General features: G+C 73.6%; 14 protein-coding genes. 4 read left to right on the top strand and 10 right to left on the bottom strand.

The window, feature by feature from the left end; all coding sequences use genetic code 11:
* Positions 1-21: 21 nt before the first annotated feature.
* Entirely contained in the window at positions 22-2,832 is a 2,811-nt protein-coding gene (locus E0504_RS25690) for a WD40 repeat domain-containing serine/threonine protein kinase (RefSeq protein ID WP_112104813.1), read from the bottom strand.
* Positions 2,833-3,345: 513 nt separating this feature from the next.
* Here E0504_RS25690 and E0504_RS25685 point away from each other — a divergent pair.
* Entirely contained in the window at positions 3,346-4,164 is an 819-nt protein-coding gene (locus E0504_RS25685; RefSeq protein WP_112104814.1) for a class I SAM-dependent methyltransferase, read from the top strand.
* Positions 4,165-4,605: 441 nt separating this feature from the next.
* Positions 4,606-5,928 (top strand): ABC transporter substrate-binding protein, encoded by a 1,323-nt coding sequence (locus tag E0504_RS25680; protein ID WP_112104815.1) that lies wholly within the window; start codon positions 4,606-4,608, stop codon positions 5,926-5,928.
* Positions 5,929-6,095: 167 nt separating this feature from the next.
* Here the strand turns inward: E0504_RS25680 and E0504_RS25675 are convergent, their stop codons facing one another.
* Both E0504_RS25675 and E0504_RS25670 read right to left on the bottom strand, forming a co-directional pair.
* Positions 6,096-7,142 carry a hemolysin family protein gene (locus E0504_RS25675; protein WP_071065605.1) on the bottom strand — a complete coding sequence of 349 codons (1,047 nt, stop codon included), beginning with the start codon at positions 7,140-7,142 and terminating at the stop codon, positions 6,096-6,098.
* Positions 7,139-8,812, bottom strand: a complete 1,674-nt coding sequence (locus E0504_RS25670; protein ID WP_112104816.1) for a hemolysin family protein — start codon at positions 8,810-8,812, stop codon at positions 7,139-7,141. Before E0504_RS25670 ends, E0504_RS25675 begins: the two co-directional genes overlap by 4 nt.
* A gap of 662 nt (positions 8,813-9,474) precedes the next feature.
* On the opposite strand from E0504_RS25670, the gene E0504_RS25665 reads away from it, so the two are divergent.
* Positions 9,475-10,173: a DUF4232 domain-containing protein gene (locus E0504_RS25665; RefSeq protein ID WP_235013868.1), complete on the top strand. Its 699-nt coding sequence runs from the start codon at positions 9,475-9,477 to the stop codon at positions 10,171-10,173.
* A gap of 169 nt (positions 10,174-10,342) precedes the next feature.
* On the opposite strand, the gene E0504_RS25660 is transcribed toward E0504_RS25665, so the two are convergent.
* The 6 genes from E0504_RS25660 to E0504_RS25635 form a co-directional block, all read right to left on the bottom strand.
* On the bottom strand, positions 10,343-10,555 hold the full coding sequence (locus E0504_RS25660; protein ID WP_020459561.1) for a hypothetical protein: 213 nt from the start codon (positions 10,553-10,555) through the stop codon (positions 10,343-10,345).
* 167 nt (positions 10,556-10,722) lie between these two features.
* A complete protein-coding gene (locus E0504_RS25655) occupies positions 10,723-11,499 on the bottom strand; it encodes a sulfite exporter TauE/SafE family protein (protein ID WP_131625994.1) in 777 nt (258 codons plus the stop codon).
* 20 nt (positions 11,500-11,519) lie between these two features.
* Positions 11,520-12,272 carry a TetR/AcrR family transcriptional regulator gene (locus tag E0504_RS25650; protein ID WP_112105844.1) on the bottom strand — a complete coding sequence of 251 codons (753 nt, stop codon included), beginning with the start codon at positions 12,270-12,272 and terminating at the stop codon, positions 11,520-11,522.
* On the bottom strand, positions 12,245-13,354 hold the full coding sequence (locus E0504_RS25645) for a CaiB/BaiF CoA-transferase family protein (RefSeq protein WP_071065603.1): 1,110 nt from the start codon (positions 13,352-13,354) through the stop codon (positions 12,245-12,247). Before E0504_RS25645 ends, E0504_RS25650 begins: the two co-directional genes overlap by 28 nt.
* 76 nt (positions 13,355-13,430) lie before the next feature.
* Positions 13,431-14,624, bottom strand: a complete 1,194-nt coding sequence (locus E0504_RS25640) for a thiolase family protein (protein WP_112105845.1) — start codon at positions 14,622-14,624, stop codon at positions 13,431-13,433.
* A gap of 145 nt (positions 14,625-14,769) precedes the next feature.
* Entirely contained in the window at positions 14,770-15,357 is a 588-nt protein-coding gene (locus E0504_RS25635) for a pyridoxamine 5'-phosphate oxidase family protein (RefSeq protein WP_200835244.1), read from the bottom strand.
* Between the two features lie 61 nt (positions 15,358-15,418).
* On the opposite strand from E0504_RS25635, the gene E0504_RS25630 reads away from it, so the two are divergent.
* Complete coding sequence (locus E0504_RS25630) at positions 15,419-16,411, top strand: YafY family protein (protein WP_112105846.1); 993 nt, start codon at positions 15,419-15,421, stop codon at positions 16,409-16,411.
* A gap of 739 nt (positions 16,412-17,150) precedes the next feature.
* Here E0504_RS25630 and E0504_RS25620 read toward each other — a convergent pair.
* Positions 17,151-17,438 carry a hypothetical protein gene (locus tag E0504_RS25620; RefSeq protein ID WP_018503211.1) on the bottom strand — a complete coding sequence of 96 codons (288 nt, stop codon included), beginning with the start codon at positions 17,436-17,438 and terminating at the stop codon, positions 17,151-17,153.
* Positions 17,439-17,566 lie beyond the last annotated feature (128 nt).

Raw genomic sequence — 17,566 nt, 5'->3', positions numbered from 1 at the left:
GGAGATCAGATGGTGGCGGGATCAGGCGGTGCACGGGTCCCGGAACGGGAGCTCGCTGATCCGCTGCTCCCACTCGGCCCGGCTGATGCGGGCGTCCGGGTCGGCGCAGGCGATCGTCGTGAGCTTCGCGGCGTCCGTGGACCACACCGCGACCTTCCCGGACTCGGTGCTCAGCGCGAGCCGGTCGTCTGCGGCGTCCGTCGCCAGGGCGAGGATCGAGCTCTTCAGATCACCGACCCGGACCATGGGCACGGCACTCGAGGTGTCCCAGTAGGCGACGACGCCCGCCTGGTCACCGCTGACGGGCTGGCCGCCAGCACCGAACACGACGGCGTTGACCGGGGCTGTGTGGCCGTGCAGCTCACTGGTGAGACGGGCGGCCATCGGGTCGCGCACATCCCAGACACGGACGGTGCGGTCGTCGCCACCGGTGATCATCTGGTGGCCATCTGTGCTGAAGGTGACGGCATTCACCGCACCGACCGCGCCGGACGCCACCCCTGCCCGGACCGGTTTACGAGGGTCCGCGATGTTCCACAGCTGGACGTCACCACCGATGCCCGCGGTGGCCAGCAGTTTCCCGTCCGGGGTCAGGGCCATGTCCGTGATCACGGCGGTGGTGAGCTGGAGGCGCAGCATCGCGGGCGCGGCCGGGTTCGAGACGTTCCACAGACCGAACGTGCCGTCCTGGGCGGCCGCGGCCAGCAGCGATCCGTCCGCGGACAGCGCCACGTGAACGGGACGGGACAGGCCGTCCAGCTGGGCGACCTGCTGGGGGTTCGCCGGATCGGTGACCTGCCACAGGCGGGCCGCGCTCTGCGTTCCGCCGGTCGCGAGCCGCGTGCCGTCGCCGGTGAACGCGATGCCGTCGGACGGGTCGTCCGAGCGGCGTTCGCTGATCAGCGCCGGTTCGCCGCCGTCGGTCAGCCGAAACAGCCGGAGTACGCCGTCCGCGCTGGTGGCGGCGAGGACGGTGCCGGCGGGGTTGATGGCGATATCCCCGTAGGGGGCGTCCGAGGCCGGGGTGCGCACCGCGGACGCACCTGCGAACGAGGCGACCATGGCGTCCTCGGCGGCCTGGACGGGCGCGATCCGGTAGGCGGCGAGGCTCAGCCGAGCGGCGAGCGCCGGGTCCTGCGCGCGGCTGGCCGCGGCGGTCGCGGCGAGGTGCGCCGCGATGGCCTCGCGGTCCGCGCTCGACCCGTCGTCACCACCGCCGCCACCGAGGGTAACGATCGGTACGACGACGGCGGCGACGAGTAGAGCCGCGAACCCGGCGAGGACCATGGTGCGGCGCCTGGACCCGTGACCGGACTCCGCGCCCTGCGACGGATCGGCACCCGCTCCTTCGCCGGAGCCGGCCGGGGCCGGGGCACCCGGCACCGGTGACACCGGCCCGGACGACTCGGCTGGTCGCGCGAGCGGCCCCGCGGGCACCGGCCCCGACCATCCCGGCCCGCCGGTGCCCTGTCCGCCGGCCGGTTGGCCGCCCTGGCCTTGGGGCGCGGGTGACAGCGGGTATGGAGGCGGCTGGGAGATCGGTCCCGACGGTGTGCGGGGCTGGGCGGAGCCCGGTGAGGAGACACCGGGAAACGACGACGCCGGCGGCGGGGTGCCCAGCGCGGGCCCGGCACCGGCCCGCGGCGCGTGTGTCAGCGGCCCGTGCGCCGCCGCCGCGGTTCCGCTCCCGCCACGGCCTCCGACAGCGCCCCCGCTCCTGCTTCCGACGGCGCTCCCGCCTCCGCCAGCACCTGCTCCGCCAGCACCTGCTCCGGGTGTTCCGCCTGCTCCGGACACGTCGCCTGGTCCGACCGGCCCGCTCGCGGCCGCTCCGGCGGCTGCGCCGGCGGCGGTTCCCGAGGCTGTCCCCGCGCGGTCGCGGCGCCCGCCTCGGGACCAGCGGCGGCCGCGGGGCGCCCCGGCCGTGCCCGCCGTGCCTTCGGTGCCGCCCGGCGGCCCGGGTGCCGCGCTCCGGTCGGGGATAGCCACCCCGCCCATCAGCGACGCGCGCAGCTCCTCGGCGCTCGGCCGGGTGGCCGGGTCCTTACGCATGGCGAGCTCGACGAGCTCGCGCAGCTCGCCCGTCACGCCGTCGAGCTGCGGCTGCTCGTTGATGATGCGGTAGAGGACGGCCTCCATCCGGCCGTGCCCGAACGGCGGGTGCCCGGTCGCCGCGAAGATCATGATTGATCCCCAGGCGAAGATGTCGACCGCGGCGGTGATCGGCAGGTCGAGGATCTGCTCCGGCGACATGTAGCCGGGCGTGCCGATCGCCTGCTTCACGTTGCGGGACAGGTCGCTGACCGTGTCGTACTCACGCGCCAGCCCGAAGTCGATCACCTTCGGGCCGACCGGGGAGAGCAGCACGTTCGCCGGGGTGAGGTCGCGGTGCACGATGCCGGCGGCGTGGATGGCCGACAGCGCGGTGGCGACGCTGACCGCGAGCTGTTCGAGATCGGCCGGCCGCATCGGGCCGCGCGCGGCCACGTGGCGGGAGAGTGTCGGGCCCTCGACGAACTCCGTGACCAGGTACGGCTGCGGCCCGTTCGGGTCGGCGTCGAGCACGGCCGCGGTGGTGAAGCGGCGGACCCGGCGGGCGCTCTCGGTCTCGCGGGCGAAGCGGGCGCGGAACTCCGGCCGGGAGGCCAGCTCGGGGCGGATCACCTTGATCGCGACGGCGGTGCCGTCCGGCGCCTGGCCGAGGAAGACGGCGCCCATCCCGCCCTGGCCGAGCCGGCCCACCACCCGGTAGGCGCCGAGCTGTACCGGGTCCTCGGTCCGCAACGGGCGCGCGGTGTTCCCGGACACCGGTGGTGGCGTAGCTCCGGTCACGCGGCCCCACTCCTGCGGTTGTCACGGCAGCCGCGGGCTGCCGAGGTCGACGACCCGGCGCGGGCAGGCCCGGCGCCACTGCCCGGCGCGCCGTGCGACGGACTCGAGCGCCGCCCCCACCCGGTCGGCCAGTGCGCCGCCCGCCGATCTTCCGACCTACGAGCCACACTGATGATCGTTCCGTGCTGCCAGCCGCCTGAACGACATCCGCACACGATCACTCGGCAGCGGTCAGCCAGCAGCGGTCACTCGGTAACGATCATCCGTGCACACCGCGCCAATCTGATCCTACGGCACGCCGGTTAGCGAGATCCCAGGTCTGGCAGGCCTGTTCGTTGCTCGTGGTGAACCCGGCGGAGCCGCCGGGTCCGGCGGCTCTCGTCGCTCGGACCCGGCCGAACCGGTCGGATCGGTGCCCGACGGCGGATACCGTGCATCCCGGCCGTCCACCGGCGCGTTCTTTCGTGCGACCGTTGGCCGGTTCGCCCCGATGGTGTCGATCTGGGAGGTCACGTGCTCCGCCGCGCAGCGAAGTTCGAGGTCACACTCACCCCGACGTCGGAGACGCTGCTGGCGCCGGTGGCCGACGAGCCGCGGCGGTGGCTGCTCGGCCGGGCGCTGGACGACTTCGTCGCCGACGTCGGCGCGCTCGACGAGGTCGCGCCGCGCATGGTCCCGGGTGTGACCCGTCCGAAGATCGACACTGCTGTCGACGAGGCCACGCCGACCGTCGCCGACGGCACCCTGCTCGTTTCCGGCCAGGAGGTGATGCAGACCTGGGAACGCCCGCTGATGCTGGCGCTCGCGCGCGCGGCCACCCGTCCCGGCGGCTCGGTGTGCGAGGTCGGCTTCGGCCTCGGTATCTCGGCGGGCTTCGTCCAGGAGCTCCGGCCGGCGACCCACACGATCATCGAGGCGAACGCGGACGTCGCCACCACGGCGCGCGCCTGGGCCGGAGCCGACGGGCGGCAGGGGGTCGAGATCGTGCCGGGGCGCTGGCAGGACGCCCTGCCGGGGCTGGGCCGGTTCGACGGCATCCTGTTCGACACCTATCCGCTGGACGAGCGCGAGGTGGACGACTATGTGGTGCGTGACGCGACGTTCGCCGAGCACTTCTTCCCGCACGCCGCCGCGCACCTGACGGACGACGGGTCGTTCACCTACTACTCGAACGAGATCGACTCCCTCTCCCGCCGCCACCAGCGCGCGCTGCTGAAGCACTTCGAGACGTTCTCGGTCCGGGTCGTCGACGGCCTGCGTCCGCCGGCGGACTGCAGCTACTGGTGGGCCCCGTCGATGGCGGTGATCGTCGCCTCCGGTCCGCGCCGCTGACCGGGCGCCGCTGAGCCGCACGCCGTGGGGGGCCGGGATGCTCGCCGACGCCGCGGTGCGTCTCGCGATGGCGCTCGCGCTGCCGTGGGTCTCGCTGGCGGGCTCGCACCCGGTCGGGCCCGCCGGCTGAGGAGCCTGCGCGGGCCGGGGGTGCATCCGGGAGCCGCTGTCCGTCCGACAACAGTCCGTGTACGCGCCATTCGGTGGGCGGGCGGGTCGATCTGGCTGCGGTTACTGGGCCTGGCTGCCGTGATGTTGTACGGTTTGCCGAGTCGGTTTGCCCCTAGCCGTACCTAGTGTCCTGATCTATCCCTTTTCCAGGTGCGCCGGCTTCACGGTGTGCCGGAGTCGTCTTCGGGCCGGGACCGGCCCAGGAGGTTCCGCCCGCCCGCCCGCGCCTTGCCCGCACCTGTCGCGGCACCCGGACATCAGGAGAGACCGATGACGACCCGACCGACTCCCGCCGCGCACGAGCGAGAGGCCGGTCGGGTCGGCCAGATCGGCCCGCCGCGGCGGGTCCAGCGGGCGCGCCGGCTCCGTCCGTTGCGGCGGATCGCCGCCGTCGTCGCCGGGCTGGGCATGGCCGGGCCGATCCTGCTCACCGGGTGCTCCGCCGGCGGCACCGACAGGACGGCCGGGGCCCGCGCCTCGTGCACGCCAACGCCGGGCGTCACCCCCGACGAGGTCCGCTTCGGAGCCCTCTACCCGGACACCGGCTCGGGTTCGCCGCTGTCCCGCGCGTTCCGGGCCGGCATCGACGCCAGGCTCGGGGTCGTCAACGGTACCGACGGCATCCAGGGGCGGCAGGTGCGGTACGACTGGCGCGACGACGAGTCGACGTCCGACGGCGCACTGCGCGGCGCCCGCCTGCTCGTCGACCGTGACCAGGTCTTCGCGATCGTCGGCACCAGCGGCATCGCGACCGAGGCGGTGAGCTACCTCGCCGAGCGCGGCGTGCCGACCATCGGCCAGGATCTGACCGCCAGCGGCGACAACGCCTTCGGCTACTCCAACGTTCTCGGCGGCCAGCTCGGGAACTCGGTCTTCGGAGTGTTCGCCCGTGCGCACGGCGCCACCCGGGCCGTCCTGCTGCGGACCGAGCAGATCCCCGCCTCGGGGCAGATCGACGAGCGGATCGCCCACAGCCTGCGCGCAGGCTCGGTCGAGGTCGTCGACACCATCGACTGGACGCCGACCGGCTTCGACCTGAACGCCGTCGCGGCCCGGGTCCGCGCGGCCAACGCCGACATGATCACCGGAGTGGTGCCCCCGCAGGCGCTCGCGGACGTCGCGACCGCCGCCCGGCAGGCCGGGGCGACCATCAAGGTCGTGATGGTGCCGATCGGGTACGACCCCGGCCTGCTCGATCGCCGTCCACAGGGCCTGGCCGGCAGCTTCTTCCTCGTCGACTTCGTGCCCTTCGAGGCGGGGACCCCGGCGCACGAGCGCTACCTCGACGCGATGTCCCGCTACGCCCCCCAGATCGAGCGCCGGGAGCAGACCACCGGTCTGGTCGGCTGGATGACCGCCGACCTCTTCCTCCGGGGCCTCGTCGAGGCCGGTCCGTGCCCCACCCGCGCGGGCTACATCGCCGCGCTGCGCAAGGTGGCGGACTACGACGCGGACGGGCTGCTGCCCAGGCCGGTGGACCTCGCGGTGAAGTCCGCGCCCACCGCCTGCGTGAGCGTGGTCCGAGTGTCCCCGGCCGCGGACGCTTTCCAGGTCCAGATGCCCATGGCCCTCTGCGGCGAGGCGCTGAGCTGACGGCCGCGCTGACGGCCGCGCTGACGGCCGCGCGCCCGCCCGCGTCCGTCCGTCAGCTCAGCTGCCCGGCACCCGGCACCCGGCACCCGGCGACGGGCGCCGGGCGACGGGCGACGGGCGGGCACTGAGCCGGCCCAGCGCCCGCCCGGCACCGCCCCCCGCCGGTTTCAGGCGCGCTGACGGGTCGCCTCGTCGCGGATCTCGCCCACCAGCTCCTCGAGGATGTCCTCCAGCGCCACCAGGCCGAGGATCCGGCCCTCGCCGTCGGAGAGCCGGGCCAGGTGCGATCCCGAGTGCTGCATGGTGGCCAGCGCAGTGCGCAGGCTGTCGTCCGCCCCGACACGGACCAGCGGCCGGATCCACTTGGCCGCCACCGGGGCCGAACGTCGGTCCTCGCGGTTCTCCAGGACGTCCTTGAGGTGCAGGTAGCCGACGAGGTCACCGTCGTCCCCGCGGACCGGGAACCGGGTGAAGCCCGTGTCGGCCGCGAGCCGCTCGACCTCGCGGGGCGTGATGGACGGCGGCACGGTGACCAGGCTGTCCGGGCGGAGCAGGACGCTGCGCGCGGTGCGCTCGTCGAACGACAGCGCGCCGGTCAGCAGGTCGTGCTCGTCCTCCGCCAGCAGGCCCTCGCGGTGTGATTCCTCGATGAGCCCGGCCACCTCGTCGCGCGTGTAGACGTTGGTCACCTCATCCTTGGGCTCGACCCGCGCCGCCCGCAGGGAGAGGTTCGCGATCCGGTTGAGGATCGAGATCACCGGCTTCACCACCCGGACGACCGCGACCAGCGGCGGGGCCATCAGCAGGACCGCCCGGTCCGGCATGGCCAGCGCGATGTTCTTCGGGACCATCTCACCGATCACCACGTGCAGGTAGGTGACGGCGGTGAGCGCGATCGCGAACGCCACCGGATGGCGCAGCGACAGCGGCAGGCCCACGGCCTCGAACGGCCCCTCCAACAGGTGCGCGATGGCCGGCTCGCTCAGCGCGCCCAGACCGAGCGTGCAGACCGTGATGCCGAGCTGGGCTCCGGCCAGCATCAGCGACACGTTCTCCATCGCCTTCAGGGTCACCTTCGCCGCCCGGGAACCGGCGAGCGCCATCGGCTCGATGGTGTCCCGGCGGGCGGAGATGATCGCGAACTCGGCCCCGACGAAGAAGGCGTTGCCGGCGAGCAGCAGCACGGTTACGGCCAGGGCGAGGACGTCGTTCATCGCTCGGACTCCCTGACCCCGGCTGAGACCGACCGCGTGCGCCCGCGCCGGCCCGCGTCGTCAGCGCGGTCCCGGCCGCGGGCCCGTCCAGGCCCGGTGCCCGGCGGCTTCGTGCCCGCCGGCGGTGCTGTGTCCACCGGCGGGGCTGTGTCTGCCTGCGCCGCGCCCGCCGCCGTCGCGTCCGCCGCCGTTGTGCTCGCCGACGCCGCGCCTGCCGGCGCTGTGTCCGCTGGCACTGCGGTCGGTGGATTCTCGTCGGTGGCCTTCGTGTCCGCCGGGGTCGCAGGTGGCGGAGTCGTGGCTGGCGGAGTCGTGGCTGGCGCCTCGCCCGAGGGCTGCTCCGCGATGTCGGCCCGCGCCGGGTTCGCCGCGGCGTCGCCCCGCGGGTCGAGCCGGATGCGGTCGACGCGGCGGCCGTCCATCCGCTCGACCTCGTAGCGGATGCCGTCCAGGACGATCGTGTCGCCGGTGCCGGGGATGCGCCCGAGGGTGCGCGACATCAGGCCGCCCAGCGTCTGGTAGGCGTCGTCAGCCGGGATCGGCAGGCCGGTGACCTCACTGGCCTCCTCCGGCCGCAGCAGGCCCGAGACGAGCCAGCTGCCGTCCCGGCGGCGCAGCGCCCGGGGGCTGACCCGGTCGTGCTCGTCGACGACGTCACCGACGATCTCCTCGATGAGGTCCTCCGCCGTCACCAGGCCGTCGACCCCGCCGAACTCGTCGACGACGATCGCCATCTGCAGGCCGCCCGAGCGCAGCGTCTCCAACAGCGGCTCGAGGGGCATCGAGGACGGCACCGTCGCCGCGGGGATCATCACGGCGCGTACCTGTACCATGTCGCGCCGCTCCTCCGGCACGCTCACCGCGTGCTTGACGTGGATCAGGCCGACGACGTCGTCGCTGCCGTCGCCGATGACGGGGAACCGGGCGTGCCCGGTCCGCCGGACGGCGCTGATCACCTCGGCTACGGGGGCGTCCGCGTCGATCGACTGCATGCGCATCCGGGGAGTCATCACGTCCTCGGCGACCCGGTCGCCGAAGGTCAGCGAGCGCTGCATGAGCGTCGCCGTCTCCCGCGGCAGCGTTCCGTGCTCGGCCGACCGGCCGAGCAGCGAGAACAGCTCCTGCGGGGAACGTGCCGACGCCAGTTCCTCCTGGGGTTCGACGTTGACCCGCCGCAGCAGCGCGTTCGCGGTGTTGTTCAGCGAGTGGATCACCGGGCTGGTCACCCGGGTGAAGAGCCGTTGCGGACGCTGGACGGCGCGCGCCGTCCCCAGCGGCCTGGCGATGGCCAGGTTCTTGGGCACGAGCTCGCCATACAACATCGTGAACGCGGTCGCGAGCACGAGTGCTAGGGCCACGGAGAGACCACGTGCCAGGCCCTCGGAGGCACCCAGACTCGTGACGGGACCTTCAAGTAGGTCCGCGATGGCGGGCTCGGCGAGGAAGCCGATCGCCAGGTTGGTGATGGTGATGCCCAGCTGTGCGCCGGAGAGCTGGGTGGAGAGGCTTCGCAGTGCGGTGAGGACGCCCGCCGAGCGGCTGTCGCCGTCCGCCGCGGAGCGCTCGACCGTGGGCCGGTCCACCGTCACGAACGCGAACTCGGCCGCGACGAAGATGCCACATGCGATGACTAGCGCAAAGCTGAGGAGCAGGAGGAGCGCCTCTGTCACCGATCGACCCCCGCGGGCGCTTCCCTACGCGTGGGTCGGCCGGAACTACATCCGGCGTCGTCGGAGCTTTTCATGATCCCTTCCGTCGGGTAAGGCGGCCGCCGGTCTTCGGTGGCCGCCCTGCGGACCTGCCTACCCCCGTCGAGCTGGTTCAACGCGCGCCGGAAGCGGACCGTTTCACCATGGCCTGTGGGATGTGTGTCGGTCCAGGGGCTACGCCGTGGTACGGCGTCGGGCGGGCGGGTGGGCAGTCCGGCGACGGCCGCCCGTCGGCCGCGACCGGGCCCACCTTCGGGGGCAGCGAAGCCCGGTTCGGACGGTTCCGCCCCGGCGCGGCGCGGCCGGGACCCCACCGGACGGGTGTGGCGCGGCCTCCGGCGGGGAACATGATCGGCACGCGGCGGCATGCCGGTGCGGAGCCCACAGATCGGGGGATCCGGGAGGGCGTCATGCGTCTTTCTTCATCCACCCACGGCCGTTTGGTGATGTGCCGGGCGGGGATCACCCCTCGACGGCTCCGGGCGGTTCTCCCGGCCCGGCCCACCGGATTTCCCGAGGCGACGGAATTCGCTGCGACCGGAGGATTCTCCGAGACCGGGGGATTCGCTGAGAAGGCCGGATTCGCCGCGGTGTCGGAATACGGACCGGAAAAGGAATGCTCCGTGTCGGATCGGCCTGTCCGTGCCGCGATGTCGTCGAGACTGGTCGAATGTCGTCGGGTCACTTCCGGGTGCGCGGTCACCGGTGTGCTCGTCACCGGGCTCGCGGTCGGCCTCGCCGTCGGGCTCGGCGCTCCTGCCGCGGCGCTGGCCGTGGCTGCGGCCCGCCCGGTCGAAGCCGTGCCGGCCGACACCGGGCCCGCCGATGCCGGGCCGATCGAGGCCTGCTCACCGGGGGATCTGCTCGCGGAGCTGACCGGCGCGCAGGGCGGCGCGGGCCAGGTGCACGCGGACCTCGTGCTGGCCAACCAGGGCAACAGGGCATGCGCCCTCGCCGGGTATCCGGCGGTCTTCCAGGTGGATGCGACCGGCGCCGCCGTGGGGGCGCCGGCGGTGGCCGACGGGCCGCGTGGCCCGTCAGTGATCCTTTGGCCAGGGCAGCGGGCCGCCGCGGGCCTCAGCGGGACCAGCGCGGGTCTCGTGGCGGGCCGGTCGGCCGGGGCGGAGGCCACCGGCATGTCGGTCATCCCGCCTGGCGGGGACGGTGTGCTCAAGGTCGCCGGGTTCACCGAGGCCGGCGGGTTCTCCGCGGGGGAGTGGGCCGCACTGCGCGTCACAGCGCTCCGGCCGTTCCCCGGCGACCCGATCCCTGACAACCCGATCCCCGACCACACGCTCACCGGGGCTCACCCGTCCACCTGACGTCGTGCCCGGCCACCGGTCCGGCCTGCGATCGGGTGCGCGCGGGTGCGGCGACGGCGACGTCCGCGGGGTCACCACTCTGCTCGTGGTGACCCCGCGGACCTCCCACGGCCCTGGGTCGAACGTCCGCGGAGCCGCGGGCGGCCTCGTGCCGCCCGGACTCCCGGAATCACCGCGGGGTCAGGCCGAAGGTGTAGAAGATGGACAGCGGCCAGGCGAGCGTCGCCACCGCCGCGGTGAAGAAATGACGCAGCGTCGCGCCGTCCCAGTCGGTCACGTCCCAGTAGTCCTGGCTGATGGTGATGATGAGGCCGATGGCCAGGTAGACGAGAAATCCGAGACTCACGCTGCTGTAGGCACGGGTGCGGACCCGGGTTGCCATCGGGGGCTCCTTCTTCGGTGGGGCTGGTTGTCCGTTGCGCTGGCGAATACCCGGTCGCGTCCGCTCTAATCCTCATGTCCCGGTTGACGTCACCTGGGGCAGTTCCGTCGCGCATTCGCGTGATGGGCGGTTCCGGGTGAACCGGGTCGCACGTCCGGCCTGTGCGTTCAGGTGTAGGCGTCGAGTGCCAGGGAGACGGCGAGTCCGGTCGCGGCCGCGGCGACGATCCAGCGCATCAGCGGCGCCGGCAGGACCCGGACGATCCGGGGCCCGATCGCTCCGCCGACCAGCAGCCCGGCGGCCAGCGGCACGGCGGCTCCCCACACGACCGATCCGAGCGCGGCGAAGAGGACGGCGGCCACCGCGTTCGAGAAGCCTGACGCGACGTTCTTCACAGCGTTGACCCGGGCGAGCGACTCCGGGATCGCGATCGCCATGATCGCCAGCAGCGCGACGCCCGCGCCCGCGCCGAAGTAACCGGTGTAGACCGCGACACCGAACACGGCGAGCAGCATTGCCGGGCGCTCGCCCCGGGCCGGGCCGCCGGCACCGCCATCCACGCCGGCACCCACGGCCGTGCCGGCACCGCCGCCGGCCGCGCTCATGATGCGCGGCGAGAGCAGGAGGAGCACGGCCGCGCCGAGGATCAGCCAGGGCACGACGAGCTCGAAGGCCCGCGCGGGGGTGGTCAGCAGCAGGATCGCCCCGGCAGCCCCGCCCGCCAGCGTCGCCGCGCCGTAGCGGGCGACCCGCCGCGCCTGCCCGGCGAGCTCGGGACGTGAACCCGCGGCAGCGCCCAGCGCGACGCAGATGAGCGCGGCAGAGTTCGTCATGTTCGCGGCCTGCGGCTCGAGTCCCACCGCGAGCAGCGCCGGATAGGAGACGAGCGACGCCAGGCCCGCCACCGTGCTGGTGATCCCGGCGAGGACACCGGCCCCGAGCAACAGCGCGACGTCGGCCCCGGTCAGCGCGGCACCGCACCCACGGTCTGCAGCGCGATGCCGACATAGCGGGTGGCGATCTGCGTGGGGGACAGCTCGCCGGCCGGGTTGTACCAGCCGGCGATGGCCTGGCACATCCCCAGCAGCGCGCGGGCGGTGTCCCGGGGGCTGTCGACCGTCATCTGACCGGTCGCCTTCCCGTCCGCGAGGATCTCGACGAGCAGGCTCTCGAGCTTCTTGCGCAGCGTCGCGTACCGGCGGCGGTTCACCGGCTCCAGGTAGCGCAGCTCGGTGTCCAGGTAGGCGAGGGCGAACCGGTTCGACATGAACAGGACGACGGCCTCGATGAGCCGCGCGAACCTGGGCACCGGCCCGTCGTCGGCCTCGGCGACGGCCGCGCCGGCCCGCTCGTTGACCTCGGTGACGGTGATCTCGAGGAGCGCGACGAGGATGCCCTGCTTGTTCGCGTAGTGGTAGTACAGCGCGGGGACGGTCACCCCGGCCCGGCGGGCGATGTCGCGCACGGTGGTCCCGTGGTAGCCGTGCTCGTAGAAGGCGGCCAGCGCGCCGGCGAGGATGGGGTGCAGGTCCGGCGGGTCGTAACTGCGCCAGTCCACCGGCGATCCGCCGGCATGCTCCCGCCCCGGCGGGACCAGCTTGCGGGTACTTCCGCGGGCCGGCGCGGCCTCGGCGAGCTCGGGACGCGCCCCCGCGCCCCGCCCCCCGGCTGCGTCCGGCCCGGCCCGGTTCAGCCCGCTGACGGTGGCTTCGCCCATTCGTCCAGGATCGCTGCCGGGTCGCCGACGACCGCGCGGCCCGGTAGCGCGGTGGCGCTGCGCGAGAAGCGCGGCGCGGGTGCCGCCTGGGCCATCCCGTCGGTGTGCACGACGGCGCCGCGGTCGGCCATGTGCGGGTGGTCCTGCACCTCGGCGAAGCTCAGCACCGGCGTGACGCAGGCGTCGGTGTCCGTGAAGATCTCCGTCCACTCGTCGCGGGTGCGGGCGGCGAAGGCCTTGGTGAAGGCGTCCCGCAGCACCGGCCACCCGGTCGGGTCGAACTGGTCGGGCAGGCCCGCGTCGGCGAGACCGAGCACCTCCAGCAGCCGGGCGTAGAACTGCGGCTCCAGCGGCCCGACGGCCACGAAACGGCCGTCGGCGCAGGTGTAGGTGTCGTAGAACGGCCGGCTGCCGTCGAGCAGGTTCACCCCGCGCTCATCGGACCAGTCCCCGAACCCGTGCCAGTCGCCCATGCCACGCCAGGCCCACATCATCTGCACCAGGACGTTGGTGCCGTCCACGATCGCCGCGTCGATCACCTGGCCCTCGCCGGACCGCTCGCGTTCCAGCAGCGCGGAGAGGATCCCCACCAGCAGGAACATCGAGCCGCCGCCGTAGTCCCCGACGAGGTTCAGCGGCACCGGCGGGCGCTGCCCGGCCTCGCCCATGGCATGCAGCGCACCGGTCAGCGAGATGTAGTTGATGTCGTGACCGGCGCGGTTGGCCAGCGGGCCGGTCTGCCCCCACCCGGTCATCCGCGCGTAGACCAGGCGGGGGTTGCGGGCCTGGCAGTCCGCCGGGCCGAGGCCGAGCCGCTCGGTCACGCCCGGCCGATAGCCCTCGATGAGCACGTCGGCCCGCTCGACCAGGCCCAGCACCTGCTCCCGTCCGTCGGCGGAGCGCAGGTCCACCCGGACGATGCGCCGGCCGCGCAGCTGGAGGTCGTCGGGCCCGTCGTCCAGCTCGGGACGTTGGATCCGCACGACGTCCGCGCCGAGGTCGGCGAGGATCATCGCGCCGTGCGGGCCGGGGCCGATGCCGGCGAGCTCGACGACCCGCAATCCGCTCAGCGGACCGGTCACGCTTCCTCCAGAGATGCCTGCGGAGATGCCTGCTGCGGGACGGCCGACGCCGACACCGACGCCAGTGTCAGCGTTGTCAGAGGCGTTCGATGATGGTGGCGTTGGCCATGCCGCCACCCTCACACATGGTCTGCAGGCCGTAGCGCCCGCCGGTGGCCTCCAGGTAGTTGACCATCGTCGCCATCAGGCGGACGCCCGAGCCGCCCAGCGGGTGGCCCAGCGCGATCGCACCACCGCGCGGGTTGAGCCTGGCCGGGTCGGCGTCGAACTCCTTCGCCCAGAACAGCGGGACGGACGCGAACGCCTCGTTGACCTCGTAGGCGTCGATGTCGTCGATCCGCAGGCCGGACCGGGCGAGGATCTTGCGGGTGGCCGGGGCCGGGCCGGTCAGCATGATCAGCGGCTCGCTACCGGCGAGGGCGAAGGCGTGGAAGCGGGCCCGCGGGCGCAGCCCGAGCTCGACGGCCTTCGACTCGCTCATGATCAGAGCGGCGGACGCGCCGTCGGTCAGCGGGGAGGAGTTGCCCGGGGTGATGTGCCAGCCGATCTCCGGGAACCGCTGCGCGAACTGCTCGGTGTAGAAGGACGGCTTGAGGGCCGCGAGACCCTCGGCCGTGGTGGTCGGCCGGACGGTCTGGTCGACGGTGTGCGTGAACGTGCTGCCGTCCGGCGCGAGCGCATCGACGGGGACGATCTCGTTGTCGAAGCCGCCGGCCTCGGCCGTCGCCGCGGCCCGCTGGTGCGACAGCGCGGAGAACTCGTCGAGCTCCTCGCGGGTCAGCTTCCAGCGGGCGGCGATCAGCTCGGCGCCGATGCCCTGGTTGGCCAGGCCCTCGGGGTAGCGGGCGATCATGCCCGGCCCGCGCGGGTCCTTCCCCGCCGCCGCGAAGCGCATCGGGATCCGGCTCATCGACTCGACGCCGCAGGCCACCACGACGTCGTAGGCGCCGGCCATCACGCCCTGCGCGGCGAAGTGCAGCGCCTGCTGGCTGGAGCCGCACTGCCGGTCGACGGTGGTCGCCGGCACCGACTCGGGGTAGCCGGCGGAGAGCACCGCACTGCGGCCGATGTTCGCCGACTGCTCACCGGCCTGGCCGACGCACCCGGCGATGACGTCGTCGATGAGCGCCGGGTCGAAGTCGTTCCGGCTGGTCAGCGCCTTCAGCGTCGTGGCGAGAAGCTCCACGGGGTGGGTCTCGGACAGCGCGCCGCCCGGCTTGCCCCGCCCTGAGGGGGTGCGCACGACGTCGACGATGACTGCGTTCTCCATGGGACTCCCTCACCGGTCGCCGGCACGATGCTTCTCTAGCGCTCGCTCAGTGGGACTTCTCGGACGTTACGAGCGCCCCGTCTCCAGGGTCAAGGAGTACGCCAGCGGGCCGCCGACCACGTGGGGTGCGCGGCGTCGTCACCGCTCACGGGCCGGACTGCTCGCGGACCGGAGTGTCGTTGCCCCGGCGCAGCACCCGCAGGCCGCGGCCGTCGGGCCGCCAGGTCTCGATGACCATCTCCTGGTCGTCCATCCAGATACGGACGATCTCGGTGATCCGTACGCGGAACAGGTCGAACGGGGTCGGCGGATCAACCTCCTCGACGAAGCGCCGACGCGTGTCCGGATCGTCCACCCACTCGGCCCGGCCGGCGATCCGGACGTCCCCGCCGTGCATGTCGGTTCCGGGGCCGGGGTTCGCGTGCAGCGCGAACCGCTGGTCGCGGAGCAGGTCGTCCGACTTGCGCGCGCCCGGCATCCCGCCCAGCCACAGCTCGCCCAGGCGGAACTCGGCCTCGAGCCCGCTGACCCGGGGCGAGCCGTCGGCCCGCAGTGTCGCCAGCACATGATGACGGAAGGTTCCGAACCGCTCGCGTACCGTCCGGGTGAACTCGGGCTCGGTGGCCTCCACCTCGCCCCAGCTCACGCCCGCCGCGTCCGTTCCCGGGCCGGCCGGCCGCTCCGTCGTCGTGCTCGTGCTCGGCTTCGTGGTTGTGCTCGTGTCCGTCGTCATGGGCCCATCGTCGCCGCGGACCCTGACATCTTCTGTCCGGGTCCGCGGTTACCTTCGGTCAATGCGCTCCAGCCGGCTGATGGCTCTGCTGCTCCATCTGCAGGCGCACGGCCGGGCCACGGCGGGGGAGCTCGCCGCCCAGTTCGAGGTGTCCGTCCGTACCGTGCGCCGGGACGTGGCCGCGCTCGCCGAAGCGGGTGTCCCACTGTGGTCTGAGCCCGGCCCGCACGGCGGGATCCGTCTCGTCGAGGGCTGGCGGACGAACCTGGACGGGCTGACCGGCGACGAGGCGTCCGCGCTGCTCCTCGCCGGGGCGGGCGGGGACGTGCTCGGCGGCCTCGGCCTCGAGACGGTCGCCGCGGCCGCGCAGACCAAGATCCTCGCGACGCTGCCGCCGGAGTTGCGGGCACGGGCGGGCCGGGTCCGGGAACGCTTCCACCTCGACGCGCCGGGCTGGTTCGGCTCCGAGGAGCCCGTGCCGCACCTCGCGGTCGTCGCGGGCGCGGTCTGGTCCGGGCAGCGGATCACCGTCCGTTACGGGCGGCCCGACCGGACGGTGGAGCGTTCTCTCGAGCCGCTGGGCCTCGTTCTCAAGGCCGGTGTCTGGTATCTCGTGGCCCGCGGCGGGTCCGCCGTCCGCAGCTACCGGATCGGCCGGATCATCGAGGCTGCGGTCCGAAGCGGGCCGGAGGGCCGCTTCACCCGGCCCGCCGACTTCCACCTGGCGCGGTGGTGGGCGTCGTCGAACGAGGACTTCGCGCGCTCGCTGCTGCGCTGGCCGGCGCGGCTGTCGCTGTCCCCGCGAGGCCTGCGGAGCCTGCCCGGAGTGCTCGGCCCGCTGGCCGGCCAGCGGGCGCTGGCCACGGCCGGCGAGCCCGACGCGGATGGCTGGCGGGAGGTGGAGGTCTGGTTCGAGGGCCCCGATGTCGCCGAGAGCCAGCTCTGGGCATTCGGCCCGCACGTGCGGGTACTCGCCCCCGACTCCCTGCGCGAGGCCCTCGCGCGGACGGCACAGCAGGCGGCGGCGAACAACGGCGCTCCGAAGTCCGGCTGAGCCGCCCGCCGCACCGGCCCCGCTCCGCGCCCGCGCTGGCCGGCCGCGCCGCGCTGCTCGCCCGCGCTGCACCTGCGGCCCGGGGCGCGGGAGTGGTACCTCGGCTGGCTCGGGGAGCATCACCCCGACCTCCTCCCGCTGTACCGATCCCTCTACGGCGGGGGCTCCCACGCGCCGCGGGCCTACAGCGAGCGGATCTCCGCCCTGGTCCGGGACCTGGCCCGCCGGTACGGCATCGCCGGTGCCGCCGCGCCGGCCGCCTCACCGGCCTCCTCTCGGTGGGCGCCGGCGGAGGCACGTGGGGTGCGTGGGACGAATGGGGTGCGGGGTGGGCGTGCGGCGGTCATCCGCCGTGGTCCGACACGTGCCGTTACGGCGGTGTCCGCGGCGGTGGCCGGCCGGGCGCCGCTGGAGGAGCAGCTCCTCCTGCCCGGCTTCGGTTCCTGACCGGGCCGCTCGTTCCCCACTGCGCGGGCTCGGGCCGCCCGCGTTCCACGCTGCGTGATTCTTCTGTCGAACTGCGGGTGCGGCACGTAATGCGGTGTCGGGCCTTACCCGCGCCGAATCCTGGCTTATGACTGATCGTCCTGCGCAACCGGTGGGGAATCACCTCTTGTGGGCAGGGATCGGCAGGAAACCCGGCCGGTGAGTGCCGAGAACCGACGTCCGAAGGTTCGGCGCTGGGGGTCGGCGGCGGCTGCCGGGCGGCTGGCACCAGCGTCGCCAGCACCTGCGAGGGTCACGCGGGACGGGCGACCGTGTCGGTCGTGACCTGGCGCGGGATCGTGACAAGTCGGCCCGGGGATCGCTCGTCCTCCCTGCGCCAGTAGCCGCCGTCGGAGCGCAAGCCGGCCTCGCCGGGGGCCAGGCATCGTCCGCTGTCGCGGTGCGCGTCGAAGCCGGCGTACCCGACGAAGGTCTCGTGGCAGGTCGGGCAGTGCGCCGCGGTCAGCGCCGTCCAACGCACATCGCAGCGACCGCATCCGATGAGCGTCGGACGGTCGTAGTCGATGTCGCGGCCGGCCAAGAGCCACCCCCCCTCGTGTTTGCGGACGAATCCGCACTTCGCGCGGCCCGTCGCCGTCGAGCCGATTCTTTACGCTTGCCCAGTACTCCGGGCCGCATATGCGGGATCGACCGTAACGATTTCGTCGG

It is taken from the genome of Parafrankia sp. BMG5.11 (assembly GCF_004337455.1).
Note: the sequence above shows the minus strand (reverse complement) of the source record. Positions and strands in the feature narration are given on the sequence as shown.